This window comes from Streptomyces armeniacus (assembly GCF_003355155.1).
Classification (GTDB): domain Bacteria; phylum Actinomycetota; class Actinomycetes; order Streptomycetales; family Streptomycetaceae; genus Streptomyces; species Streptomyces armeniacus.
Map to the genome: position 1 here is coordinate 1110804 of NZ_CP031320.1, position 13029 is coordinate 1123832.

The following is a 13029-nucleotide window of genomic DNA, read 5'->3' on the forward strand; positions in this document are numbered from 1 at the left end:
CGACCACGGCACCAGTCACCGCTCGTACGCGATCCGCTCGATCGCGTCCTGCATCAGCTCCAGATACTCGGCCTCCTCGCACCGCGGCTTGCTGCCCAGCTCGTACAGGTCCAGCGACTCGGACAGGTCATCGCCGAGGTCGTCGTCGGGCAGATCCGCGGCGATCTCCTCCTGCGCACGGCCGGGGCAGCGGGTGCGCGCGGGAGCGGCGGCGGAGGGTCTTCGGCGTCTCCGCCGGATGCGTGCGATCAGTGATGCCACGGTCTCCCCATGGATCGGTCGGATCGGTCGGAACGCTTGGATCGGTCGGAACAGTCGGAACGGTCGGAACGGTCGGAACGGTCGGAACGGTCGGTCGGATCGTTGACGAGTGCGTCGGAACGTAGACCCGAACCCGGGCCCGCGTACACCCTTCCGGCACCCCGGCAGGGAACGTCCGCGCCGTCCGCGCAGAATGGAACCGTGCCGACGAAGACCGCCAGGACAGCGAAGCCGTACGTCGATCTGTCCCGCAGCGAGTGGAGCGCGCTGCGGGAGCGTACGCCGCTGCCGCTGACCGCCGCCGAGGTCGAGCGGCTGCGCGGGCTCGGCGACGTGATAGACCTCGACGAGGTCCGTGACGTGTATCTGCCGCTGTCCCGCCTGCTCAACCTGTACGTCGGCGCGACACACGGACTGCGCAGCGCCCTCAACACCTTCCTCGGCGATGCCGCGAACGGCAGCGGCGCCCAGCATGGCACGCCCTTCGTCATCGGCGTCGCGGGCAGCGTCGCCGTGGGCAAGTCGACGGTCTCCCGTCTGCTGCGGGCGCTGCTCGCCCGGTGGCCCGAGCACCCCCGCGTGGAGCTGGTCACCACGGACGGCTTCCTGCTGCCGAACGCGGAGCTGCGCAGCCGCGGCCTGATGTCCCGCAAGGGCTTCCCCGAGTCGTTCGACCGGCGCGCGCTCATCCGCTTCGTCGCGGACGTCAAGTCCGGCAAGGCGAAGGTGTCCGCGCCCGTCTACTCGCACCTCATCTACGACATCGTGCCGGGCGAGCGGCTGGTGGTGGACCGGCCCGACATCCTGATCGTCGAAGGGCTGAACGTGCTCCAGCCCGCGCTGCCCGGCAAGGACGGCCGCACCCGGCTGGCCCTGTCCGACTACTTCGACTTCTCCGTCTACGTGGACGCCCGCACCGACGACATCCGCAGCTGGTATCTGGACCGCTTCCGCAAGCTGCGCGCGACCGCGTTCCAGGACCCGGCGTCGTACTTCCGGAAGTACACGCAGGTGTCCGAGGAGGAGGCGCTGGACTACGCGCGGAACACCTGGCGCACGATCAACCAGCCGAACCTGCGGCAGAACATCGCCCCGACCCGCGGCCGCGCCACGCTCCAGCTGCACAAGGGCCCCGACCACAAGGTCGAGCGCCTGTCACTGCGCAAGCTCTGACCCCGCGCCCCCACCGCGCCCCGCGCGCGTCATGCCCGTACGTCCCGTCACTCACGCCCGTACGTCCCGTCACGCCCGTGCGCGGTACGCCCGCATCGCCAGCGGGATGAACACCGCGGCTATCGCCGCCGCCCACACCAGCGACCACAGCACGGGCTCACCTATGCCGCCGTCGACGAGCAGGCCGCGGAAAGCGTCGGAGAGGTGCGTGACCGGATTGATGTCGACCCACGCCTGCAGCCAGCCGGGCATTGTCTCGACCCGCACGAACGCGCTGCTCGTGAACGTGATCGGGAAGATCAGCGTGAACGCGAAGACCTGCACCTTCTCCGGATCGCCCGCCAGCATCCCGATCAGCACCGCGCTCCACGACACCGCCGCCGCGAACACCATCAGCAGCAGCGCGGCGCCGAGGAAGCCGCCCACTCCGCCGGTGATCCGGAAGCCCAGCACCGCGCCCAGGCCGATCATCAGCAGCATCGCCCACAGCTGCTTCGCCAGGTCGGCGGTGATGCGTCCGAACAGCGGCGCGGACCTGGCTATCGGCAGGCTGCGGAGCCGGTCGAAGACGCCCTTCGTCAGGTCGCTGTTGAGCGCCATCGCGGTGTACATGCTCATGAACAGGGTGTTCTGCACGATGATGCCCGGCAGCGCGTACTGCAGGTAGTCCTCGGGAGAACCGGCCATCTGGCCGCCGAAGACGTAAGTGAACAGGAACACGAACATGATCGGCGTGATGCTGTAGTCGACCAGCTCCAGCGGATTGTGCTTGACCGACACCAGGGACCGCCACGCCATCGTCCCGGTCTGCCGCATCCCGGCGCCCGGCCGCACCCTGCCGGTCTTGGTCAGCGATGCGGTCAGCGTCGCCGCAGTCATGACCGCGTCTCCGCCCGTGCGAGCGCGCCCTCGTCGGCGCCCGGGGTGACAGCGGCGTCCGCGGCCGTCTCGTCCTCCGGGACCTCCGGCTCGGCCCGGTGGCCGGTCAGCGCGAGGAACACCTCGTCCAGCGAGGACCGGCGCAGCGCCAGCTCGCTCAGCTCGATCCCCTCCCGGTCCAGCCGCCGCACCACGGCGGGCAGCAGACCCGGCTCCTTCACGGGCGCGATGATCAGCTCGCCCTCTATCTGCGTCTGCGGCCCCGCGGCCTCCGCCACCAGCGCGGCGGTCGTGCCGAGGTCGGCGGCGTGCACGGGCCGCAGCTGGAGCACCTGGCCGCCGACGGCCGACTTCAGCTCGTCGGGTGTGCCGTCGGCGATGACCTTGCCCTTGTCGATGACGACGATCTCGTCGGCGAGCTTGTCGGCCTCGTCCAGATACTGGGTGGTCAGCAGCGCCGTGACGCCCTCCGCGACGAGCCCCCGCAGCATGTCCCACAACTCGCCGCGGCTGTGCGGGTCGAGGCCGGTGGTCGGCTCGTCCAGGAACAGGATCTGCGGCCGCCCGACGAGGCTCGCCGCCAGGTCGAGCCGGCGCCGCATGCCGCCGGAGAACGTCTTCACCGCGCGTCCGGCGGCGTCGCTGAGCTGGAAGCGCTCCAGCAGCTCGGCCGCCCGCGCCTTGGCCTCACGCCGGGGTATCCCCAGGAGGCGGCCGATGAGCAGCAGGTTCTCGGTGCCGGTCAGGTTCTCGTCGACCGCGGCGTACTGCCCGGTCAGCCCGACGAGCGAGCGGACGATGCCCGCCTCCCGTACGACGTCGTGGCCGGCGACCGTCGCCCGCCCGGCGTCCGGGCGGATCAGGGTGGCGAAGATGCGGACGGCGGTCGTCTTGCCCGCGCCGTTCGGCCCCAGCAGCCCCAGCACCGAGCCGGTACGGGCCGCGAGGTCCACGCCGTCCAGCGCGTGTGTCTCCTTGAACCTTTTGGCCAGGCCCTCTGCCTGGATCGCGTACGTCATGGCGTGTTCCCTTGGATTCCTGAGCGACCGGGTCGGTGCTCACTCCTCCCACAACTGTGACGCAAGCCACTGACATTCCGCGCAGGGAGCGGTCAGCCGGGCTTTTCAGCCCGTCCGGCGCTTGAGGACACGCCGTCGCGGCGCGCAGCCACGACGGCGAGGGTCCGGCGGAAGGGAACACCACCGGAGTGGCACGTCCGGTTACCCCAGCACCCGCTTCACCACGTCCGCCAGGCGGTCCGCCACCGAGCGGGCCAGTTCCGTCTCCGCGGCCTCCACCATCACCCGTACCAGCGGCTCCGTGCCGGACGGGCGCAGCAGCACGCGGCCCGTCTCGCCCAGCTCGCGTTCCGCCTCGGCGACGGCCGTCGCCAGCTCGGCGGAGGTGTCGACGCGGGACCTGTCCACGTCCGGCACGTTGATCAGGACCTGCGGCAGCCGTTCCATCACGCCCGCCAGCTCCGCGAGCGGCCTGCCGGTGGCCGCGACGCGGGCGGCCAGCATCAGCCCGGTGAGCGTGCCGTCGCCGGTCGTCGCGTGGTCCAGCACGATCACGTGGCCGGACTGCTCGCCGCCCAGCGAGTACCCGCCACGCTTCATCTCCTCCAGCACGTACCGGTCGCCGACGGCCGTCTGCAGCAGCTCGACGCCCTCCCGGCGCATGGCGAGCTTGAAGCCGAGGTTCGACATGACGGTGGCCACCACGGTGTTCTTCCGCAGCCCTCCGGCGTCCCGCAGGCCCACGGCCAGTACGGCGAGGATCTGGTCGCCGTCGATCTCGTTCCCGTCGGCGTCGACCGCGAGGCAGCGGTCCGCGTCGCCGTCGTGGGCGACGCCGAGGTCGGCGCCGTGCTCCACGACGGCCGCGCGCAGCGCGTCGAGGTGCGTGGAGCCGCATTCGTCGTTGATGTTCAGCCCGTCGGGGTCCGTGCCGACCGTGGTCACGGCGGCGCCCGCGCGGGCGAAGGCCTCCGGGGAGACGCGGGAGGCGGCGCCGTGTGCGCCGTCGATGACCACGGAGAGGCCGTCGAGCCGGTTCGGGAGGACGCCCACGAGGTGGGCCACGTAGTTGTCGAAGCCCTCGTCGTAGTCGCGTACGCGGCCGACCCCGGCGCCCGTCGGGCGGTCCCAGGGCTGGCCGCCGGCGTGCTGGTGGTACGTCTGCTCGATACGGTCCTCGAGCTCGTCCGCGAGCTTGTGGCCGCCGCGTGCGAAGAACTTGATCCCGTTGTCCGGCATCGGGTTGTGGCTGGCCGAGAGCATCACGCCCAGGTCGGCGCCGAGGGCGCCGGTCAGGTACGCCACGGCGGGTGTCGGCAGCACGCCCACCCGCAGCACGTCGACGCCCGCGCTGGCCAGTCCGGCCACGACGGCGGCCTCCAGGAACTCCCCGGACGCGCGCGGATCCCGTCCGACCACCGCGACCGGGCGGTGGCCCTCGAACGTTCCCGCCTCGGCGAGCACGTGCGCCGCGGCGACGGACAGGCCGAGAGTCATCTCGGCCGTCAGACTGCCGTTGGCAACGCCGCGCACACCGTCCGTACCGAAGAGTCGTGCCACTGGTCGTTCCTCCGAATCGCGCGGGCGCCGGATGGTTTCCGGCTTCCCTCAACGTACAAAGCAAACGCCCCGGCGACACGGAACGTGTCACCGGGGCGTCACCACAGAATCGGCGTGCAGCCGGCCCAGCGCCAGGGTCAGCGCTTGCTGTACTGCGTGCCCTTGCGGGCCTTCTTCAGACCGGCCTTCTTACGCTCGACGGCGCGGGCGTCACGGGTCAGGAAGCCGGCCTTCTTGAGCGGGCCGCGGTTGTTGTCCACGTCCGCCTCGTTCAGCGCGCGGGCCACGCCGAGGCGCAGCGCGCCCGCCTGGCCCGAGATGCCGCCGCCCGCGATACGGGCGACGACGTCGTAACGGTCGTCGAGCTCCAGCACCTTGAAGGGCTCGTTGACTTCCTGCTGGTGCACCTTGTTGGGGAAGTACCCCTCCAGGGTGCGGCCGTTGATCTTCCACTTCCCGCTGCCCGGCACGATGCGGACGCGGGCGATGGCGTTCTTGCGGCGCCCGGTGCCGGCGGCCGGCTGCGGGTCGCCGAAGCGGGACGCGAGGGACTCGGAGGTGAACTCCTCCGGGGCGTCGGGGGTCTCGGTCGTGTATTCCTGGACGTCCTCGGTGACGGTCTCGTCAGCGAGGGGGGTTTCGGCGGTGGTCTCGGCCACGAGTTCTCCTGGTTTCTCTTCGTCTTCGGTGGTGGCCGGACTTACTGCGCGACCTGGCTGATCTCGAACGGAACCGGCTGCTGGGCAGCGTGCGGGTGCTGGTCGCCCGCGTAGACCTTCAGCTTCGAGAGCATCTGACGGCCCAGGCTGTTCTTCGGGAGCATGCCCTTGACGGCCTTCTCCACTGCCTTCTGCGGGTTCTTGTCGAGCAGCTCGTCGTACCGGACGGAACGCAGACCGCCGGGGTAACCGGAGTGCCGGTAGGCCAGCTTCTGCGTCCGCTTGTTCCCGGACAGGTGCACCTTGTCGGCGTTGATGACGATGACGAAGTCACCGGTGTCGACGTGAGGCGCGTACACCGGCTTGTGCTTGCCCCGGAGAAGGGTGGCGGCCTGAGTGGCCAGACGGCCCAGGACGACGTCCTGCGCGTCGATGACGTGCCACTGGCGCTGGACATCGCCGGGCTTTGGGCTGTACGTACGCACGGTCGTAGCCTTCGCTTCTTCTCTACAGTGATGGAACCCCCGGGCCGAGGACGGGCGAGGGGTCTCCCCAGGCCCGCCAAGACCGAGGGGACGGGTCCTGACAAGGCCACCCGCAGGTCACGGCAGCACTGACCGCACATCGGTGACGCAACCGAGTGCTGATCGCTGGTGATCGGCCGGTGGGCCGGTGTAAGGGCCCCTCACGTGAGAATGAGCAAGCCAATACACATAACGAACCCGCAGGATACCCGGCGCGCTGTACGGCGGTCAAAACCGGTCCCTGGCCACTCTGCCCTCGTCCCAGACGGGCTCCGCCACCTCCCGTACGCGGCCGTCCGCGCCGAAGATCAGGAAGCGGTCAAACGTACGTGCGAACCAGCGGTCGTGCGTCACCGCGAGCACCGTGCCCTCGTACGCCTCCAGTCCCTCCTGCAGCGCCTCCGCGCTCTCCAGGTCCAGGTTGTCCGTCGGCTCGTCCAGCAGCAGCGCGGTGGTGCCGGCCAGCTCCAGCAGCAGGATCTGGAACCGCGCCTGCTGGCCGCCCGACAGCTTGCCGAACGGCTGCTCCGCCTGGCGCGTCAGCTCGTACCGGCGCAGCGCGCTCATCGCCGCCCCGCGGTCCTTCGCGTGGTCCTTCCACAGGACATCCAGGAGCGTACGGGCCTCCAGCTCCGGGTGCGCGTGGGTCTGCGCGAAGTGGCCGGGGACGACGCGCGCGCCGAGCTTCCAGCTGCCGGTGTGCGGCACGGCGTCCTCCTCCGGGTTCTCGCCCTCGTACGAGCCCTTGCCGCCGCTCGCCAGCAGGCGCAGGAAGTGCGACTTGCCGGAGCCGTTCGAGCCGAGCACCGCGACGCGCTCGCCGTAGAAGACCTCGAGGTCGAACGGCTTCATCAGGCCGGTCAGTTCGAGCCCCGCGCAGGTCACGGCGCGGACGCCGGTGCGCCCGCCGCGCAGCCGCATCCTGATGTCCTGCTCGCGCGGCGGCTCCTGCGGCGGGCCGGCCTCCTCGAACTTGCGCAGCCGGGTCTGGGCGGCGCGGTAGCGCGACGCCATGTCCGAGTTGTACGACGCCTTCTGCTTGAGCCGCTGGACGAGCTGCCGCAGCTGTACGTGCTGCTCGTCCCAGCGGCGCCGCAGCTCCTCGAACCGCGCGAAGCGCTCCCTGCGCGCCTCGTGGTACGTGCCGAAGCCGCCGCCGTGCACCCACACGTCGCTGCCCGCTGGCCCCGGCTCGACGCTGATGATCTTGTCCGCGGAACAGGCCAGCAGCTCCCGGTCGTGCGAGACGAACAGCACCGTCTTACGGGTCTCGCGCAGCCGCTCCTCCAGCCAGCGCTTGCCGGGCACGTCCAGGTAGTTGTCCGGCTCGTCGAGCAGCAGCACCTCGTCCGTGCCGCGCAGCAGCGCCTCCAGCACCAGCCGCTTCTGCTCGCCGCCGGACAGGGTGAGCACCTGCCGCCACTGCGCCCGCTCGTACGGCACCCCGAGCGCCTGCGTGGTGCAGGTGTCCCAGAGCGTCTCCGCCTCGTGCCCGCGCGCCTCGGCCCAGTCGGCGAGTGCCTGCGCGTACTGGAGCTGGGCCGCCTCGTCGTCGCGGGTCATCATGGCCAGCTCCGCGTCGTCCACCTCCCGCGCGGCCTTCCGGATGCGCGGCTGCGCGACGGACACCAGCAGGTCCCGCACCGTCTGTCCCCTCAGCCCTGGCGGGCTTGGGGAGGCCCCTCGGTCCCGTACGGAACCGACGAACTGCCGCATGACGCCCAGCCCGCCGCTGACCGTCACCGAGCCGTTCTCCGGGCTGAGTTCGCCGGAGATGATGCGCAGCAGCGTCGTCTTGCCCGCGCCGTTCGCGCCGACCAGGGCGACGGACGTGCTCTCGCCGACCCGGAACGAGGCGTCGCGGAGCAGCACACGGCCGTCCGGCAGGAAGTACTCCAGGTGTGCCGCTTCGACGTGTCCCATGGGGCCGGATTGTCGCCGTGACCGGGCGGCACGGCCAACCGATTTGTGGCCGGGCGCAAGGGGTTCCCCGCGGCACGGCCACGGGGCCGCCCGCGTACGGCCGGTCCGTACGGTGACGGGCCCGCCGTACGGCCGCGCGGGCGGACTAAGATGCCGCCCATGAGCTTTGGGCAGGGGGGTCCCCAGTGGGGGGCCGGGGGCGGACCCACCCCCGACTGGGCGGCGCTCGCCGAGGAGACGGAGCGCCGGCGCGCACGCCGTAAGCGCTGGCTGCTGGTCGGCGGCGGGGCGCTGGCCACGGTCGCGGTCGCGGGCATCGTCGCGGTGGCGGTGGTCAACGAGGGCGGCGGCAAGAGTTCCGCCGACCCGTCGAGTTCGCTGCCCACCCCGGAGGACATCCCGTCCAGCCCGGGCCAGCCGGAGCCGTCGTTCAAGGAGGACCGGCCGCCGGCGCCGCCGGAGGACTTCATCGGGGACCCGCAGAAGGACACGGCGCCGCTCAGCACGGAGACGCTGTTCCCGGACGAGACGGTGACCGTCAACGGCCGGAAGTACGCGCGCGCCGCCACCGACAGCGCCAAGAAGTGCACGTCCGGCGCGCAGGCGGGGCTCGGTCCGGTGCTGGAGAAGAACGGCTGCGGCCGGTTCTTCCGCGCCACGTACGAGCGGGGCGGGCTGGCGTTCACGCTCGGCATCGCCGTATTCGACTCGAAGGCGGCCGCGTCCGCCGTGAAGGCCGGCTACAAGCCCAACGTCGCCTCCCTGTCCGGCGGCGGCGTGCCGACGTACTGCCGCAGCGTGACGTGCCGTACGACGGTCAACGCGCTCGGCCGGTACGCGTTCTTCACCATCGCGGGCCACACCGACGGCAAGCCGGCCGGCGCCTCCGACGAGCAGGCCAAGCAAGTCGCCCTGGACGGCTCCGAGTTCGGCTACGGGCGCATCCTCCAGCGCGGCAAGGACCAGTCCGCGGCTGAGGCTTCGGCGCGCTGACGGGCCGCTCCCGGGGGAGCGCAAGGGTTTTCCCCGATTCCGGGCGACGGCTCCCTTCCTAGCCTTCGCATGGGCCACGGCGGCCCCTCCCCCCGCTTCTGGCCGAGTGGGGGGCCAGGAGGAAGGGAGGACGGATGCTGAGACGTGTCACCGCGGCAGCCGCGGTCCTCGCACTGTCCATACCGGGCGCCGCGCTCGCGAGCGGCAGCGCCGGCGCGGCACCCTCGTCCGGTACGGCGGCCCGCACCGCCACCGCGGCGGCGCCGGACATCTCGCTGGCGAACGTGAAGGGGCACCTCGATCGGTTACAGCAGATCGCCAACCAGAACGGCGGCAACCGCGCGCACGGCAGCGCCGGTTACCGCGCCTCCATCGACTACGCCAAGGGCAAGCTGGACGCCGCGGGCTTCCAGACCCGGGTGCAGCAGTTCACGTACTCCGGCCGCACCGGCTACAACCTGATCGCCGACTGGCCGGGCGGCGACCCTCAGCGCGTACTGATGGCGGGCGCGCACCTGGACAGCGTGAGCGCGGGCGCGGGCATCAACGACAACGGCAGCGGCTCGGCCGGCATCCTCGAGGTCGCGCTCGAGGTGGCGCGGCAGGGCCACCAGCCGGAGAAGCACCTGCGGTTCGCCTGGTGGGGCGCGGAGGAGCTGGGCCTGATCGGCTCGACGCACTACGTCGGCCAGCTCTCGCCGGCGGAACGCGCGCAGATCGACGGCTACTACAACTTCGACATGATCGGCTCCCCCAACCCCGGCTACTTCCTCTACGACGGTGACGACTCCGACGGCACCGGCTCCGGCCCCGGACCCGACGGCTCGGCCGAGATGGAGAGCGTGCTGGAGGACTACTTCGCCTCGGTCGGCGTCCCCACGCGCGGCACCGACTTCAACGGCCGCAGCGACTACGGCCCGTTCATCCGGGTGGGCATCGCCGCGGGCGGCACGTTCACGGGCGCGGAGGGCCGGAAGACGGCGCAGGAGGCGCAGCTCTGGGGCGGCACCGCGGGGCAGCCGTACGACCGGTGCTACCACGCCTCGTGCGACACCACCGCCAACATCAACGACCCCGCCCTGGACCGCAATTCGGACGCCATCGCGTACGCCATGTGGACGCTCGGCGGGACGCAGTCCGCGCAGGACTTCACGGTGTCGGTCGACCCGTCCGCCGGCACGGTGGAGGCGGGCGGCAGCGTCACCGCCAAGGTGGCCACCCAGACCACGCGCGGCGACCCGCAGCGGGTCGAACTCGCCGCCACCGGACTGCCGGACGGCGTCACCGCCGCCTTCGAGCCGTCCGCCGTCACCACGGGCGGCACCGCCACCATGACCCTCACCGCGGCCGGTGACGCGCCGTCCGGCAGTTACCCGCTGCGGATCACCGGCAAGGGCGCCGCGGCGACGAACGCGGCCGCGTACACGCTCCAGGTCAACGGCGCCTCCAGCTGCTCCGGCTTCCAGCAGCAGCGCAACGGCACGCTGCAGAGCGGCGGTTCGGCCCTCGAGCCCGACGGCGGCTCGTACCGCACCGGCGCCTACGGCACCCACAAGGCGTGCCTCGACGGGCCCACGGGCACCGACTACGACCTCTACCTGCAGAAGTGGAACGGCAGCCGCTGGGCGGACGTCGCCTCGGCCACCACACCCGAGGCCGACGAGGAGCTCAGCTACACGGGCACCGCGGGCCAGTACCGCTACCGCGTGCACGCGTACTCCGGCAGCGGCGGCTACACCCTCGCGTACGACACCCCCTGACCCGGACGTCATGACCGGCCGGACGCGGCCCCGGCACACGCCGCGCACCCTGCCTCGTCCGGCCGGCACCGATGCACCCCCCACATCGCAGTGACAGTCCCGAAGTGAGGTCTCCATGTACGAGATGTACGAGACGTACGAGAGAACGCCCGCCCGAAGACGGCTCGCCGCCACGTGCGCGCTCGTGACCGCCACCGTGGTCGCGATGTTCGCGGGCGCGACGGCCGGCCCCGCACACGCCGCGGACGCCGGCGGCGAGGGCGCCATCGCGGCCGCCACGAGCGCCGACCGCGTCGACGGCAGCTACATCGTCGAACTCAGGGGGAACCCGTCGGTGGCGCACGCGTCCCGGCAGCTGGCCGCCGAACACGGCGGCGACGTCACGCGCGTCTACACCACCGCGCTGAACGGCTTCTCGGTCCGTACGGACGAGCGGTCCGCCCGCGAACTGGCCGCCGACCCGGCCGTCCTGCGGGTCGAGGCAGACCAGCGCGTACGCGCCACCGGCACCCAGCCGAACCCGCCGTCCTGGGGCCTGGACCGGGTCGACCAGGAGCGGCTGCCGCTGGACGGCAGCTACACCTACCCCGACACGTCGTCCGGCGTGACCGCGTACGTCATCGACACCGGAATCCGCGTCACGCACGAGGACTTCGGCGGCCGCGCGAGCTGGGGCACCAACACCGTCGACAGCAACAACACCGACTGCAACGGCCACGGCACGCATGTGGCGGGCACCACCGGCGGCACCGACTACGGCGTCGCCAAGCAGCCCCGGCTCGTCGCCGTGAAGGTGCTCAACTGCCAGGGCAGCGGCACCACCGCCGGCGTCATCGAGGGCGTCGACTGGGTGACCCGGAACGCGGCCAAGCCCGCCGTCGCCAACATGAGCCTCGGCGGCGGCGCCTCCACCAGCCTGGACCGCGCCGTGGCGAACTCCATCGGCACCGGCATCACGTACGCGGTGGCCGCGGGCAACGAGAACGAGAACTCCTGCACCGGCTCCCCCTCCCGCGTACCGGAAGCGATCACGGTGGGCGCCACGACCCGTACCGACAGCCGTTCCGGCTTCTCGGACTTCGGGAACTGCCTCGACCTGTTCGCGCCGGGCAGCGACATCACCTCCGCCTGGATGAGCAGCGACACCGCGAGCCGGACCATCAGCGGTACGTCGATGGCGTCGCCGCACGTCGCCGGCGCCGCCGCGCTGGTGCAGGGCGCGCACCCGGACTGGACGCCGCGGCAGATCCGCGACCACCTGGTGGCGAACGCCACCGACGGCGCCGTACAGGACCCGCGCCCCGGCTCCCCCAACAAGCTGCTGCGCGTCGTGAACGACGGCGGCGGAAACCCGGACCCGGACAACGACTTCACCCTCTCGGCCAGCCCGGCCTCGGCCACGGTCAAGGCGGGCGAGCAGGCCGGCACCAAGCTCACCACCGCGGTGGCGAAGGGCACCGCCGAGAACATCAGCCTCACCGCCTCCGGGCTGCCCGGCGGCGTCCAGGCGAGCTTCACCCCGGCTTCGGTACGGGCGGGCGAGTCCTCGTCGCTCACCCTCACCACCTCCGCGAGCACGCCGTCCGGCACCCACGAGGTGACCGTCAAGGGCACGTCGCCGTCCGCCGAGCACAGCGTCACCTTCACCCTGACGGTGACCGACGGCGGGGGCGGCACGTGCACTTCCCCGGGCCAGAAGCTCGTCAACCCGGGCTTCGAGTCCGGTACGACGGGCTGGCGGGCGTCCGCGAACGTGATCGGGCAGTGGACCGGCCAGGCCGCGCACAGCGGCACCTGGAGCGCGTGGCTGAACGGGCACGGCAGCACGCACACCGACAACGCGCAGCAGAGCGTGGCGCTTCCGGCGGGCTGCACCACGTACAAGCTGAGCTACCACCTGCACATCGACACGGACGAGGGGCCGGGCACCGCGTACGACACCTTCGCGGTGCAGGTGCTCAACGAGAGCGGCTCGACGCTGGAGACGCTGAAGTCGTACTCCAACCTGGACTCGGCAAGCGGCTACCGCCAGCAGTCGCTGGACCTCGCCAAGTACGCGGGACGGGACATCCAGATCCGCTTCACCGGCCAGGAGGACGCCTCGCTGCAGACGTCGTTCGTGGTCGATGACACGGCGGTGGACGTGTCGTAACCGCAGTTCGCAACCCCCGTTCACAACCCCCCACACCGGGGCGCCGGCGTGCACTCCCCTGTACGCCGGCGCCCCCGCCCCGCAGGCACCGGGCACACGCCCCGGCACCCTCGTCCGGGCCCAGGG

At 71.7% G+C, this 13029-nt stretch carries 10 protein-coding genes and 1 pseudogene; 4 read left to right on the forward strand and 7 right to left on the reverse strand.

Annotation, left to right across the window (positions count from 1 at the left end; all coding sequences use genetic code 11):
- Window positions 1-15: 15 nt before the first annotated feature.
- Window positions 16-261, reverse strand: coding sequence for a hypothetical protein (locus DVA86_RS04755; protein WP_208876052.1), 246 nt, complete (start codon window positions 259-261; stop codon window positions 16-18).
- A gap of 201 nt (window positions 262-462) precedes the next feature.
- Between DVA86_RS04755 and coaA the strand changes: the two genes are divergently transcribed.
- Window positions 463-1434, forward strand: coding sequence for a type I pantothenate kinase (coaA, locus tag DVA86_RS04760; protein ID WP_208876053.1), 972 nt, complete (start codon window positions 463-465; stop codon window positions 1432-1434).
- 69 nt (window positions 1435-1503) lie between these two features.
- Here coaA and DVA86_RS04765 read toward each other — a convergent pair whose 3' ends face one another.
- The 6 genes from DVA86_RS04765 to DVA86_RS04790 form a co-directional block, all read right to left on the reverse strand.
- Complete coding sequence (locus tag DVA86_RS04765; RefSeq protein WP_208876057.1) at window positions 1504-2313, reverse strand: ABC transporter permease; 810 nt, start codon at window positions 2311-2313, stop codon at window positions 1504-1506.
- Window positions 2310-3332 carry an ATP-binding cassette domain-containing protein gene (locus DVA86_RS04770; protein ID WP_208876059.1) on the reverse strand — a complete coding sequence of 341 codons (1023 nt, stop codon included), beginning with the start codon at window positions 3330-3332 and terminating at the stop codon, window positions 2310-2312. The genes DVA86_RS04765 and DVA86_RS04770 overlap by 4 nt, the downstream gene beginning before the upstream one ends.
- A gap of 201 nt (window positions 3333-3533) precedes the next feature.
- The gene (gene glmM, locus DVA86_RS04775; protein ID WP_208876060.1) at window positions 3534-4892 is read right to left on the reverse strand and encodes a phosphoglucosamine mutase; all 1359 of its coding nucleotides are present in this window, start codon (window positions 4890-4892) and stop codon (window positions 3534-3536) included.
- 137 nt (window positions 4893-5029) lie between these two features.
- Window positions 5030-5551 carry a 30S ribosomal protein S9 gene (gene rpsI / locus DVA86_RS04780; protein ID WP_208876063.1) on the reverse strand — a complete coding sequence of 174 codons (522 nt, stop codon included), beginning with the start codon at window positions 5549-5551 and terminating at the stop codon, window positions 5030-5032.
- A gap of 41 nt (window positions 5552-5592) precedes the next feature.
- Entirely contained in the window at window positions 5593-6036 is a 444-nt protein-coding gene (gene rplM, locus DVA86_RS04785) for a 50S ribosomal protein L13 (protein ID WP_208876064.1), read from the reverse strand.
- A gap of 267 nt (window positions 6037-6303) precedes the next feature.
- Window positions 6304-7998 carry an ABC-F family ATP-binding cassette domain-containing protein gene (locus DVA86_RS04790; RefSeq protein ID WP_208876065.1) on the reverse strand — a complete coding sequence of 565 codons (1695 nt, stop codon included), beginning with the start codon at window positions 7996-7998 and terminating at the stop codon, window positions 6304-6306.
- 159 nt (window positions 7999-8157) lie between these two features.
- Between DVA86_RS04790 and DVA86_RS04795 the strand changes: the two genes are divergently transcribed.
- From DVA86_RS04795 to DVA86_RS35900, 3 genes and pseudogenes are all read left to right on the forward strand, one after another.
- Entirely contained in the window at window positions 8158-8991 is an 834-nt protein-coding gene (locus DVA86_RS04795) for a hypothetical protein (protein ID WP_208876066.1), read from the forward strand.
- A 134-nt stretch (window positions 8992-9125) separates the two neighbouring features.
- Window positions 9126-10376 (forward strand): annotated as a pseudogene (locus DVA86_RS34950) (M28 family peptidase); the annotation flags it as partial.
- A gap of 490 nt (window positions 10377-10866) precedes the next feature.
- Window positions 10867-12903 (forward strand): S8 family serine peptidase, encoded by a 2037-nt coding sequence (locus DVA86_RS35900; protein WP_281279267.1) that lies wholly within the window; start codon window positions 10867-10869, stop codon window positions 12901-12903.
- Window positions 12904-13029 lie beyond the last annotated feature (126 nt).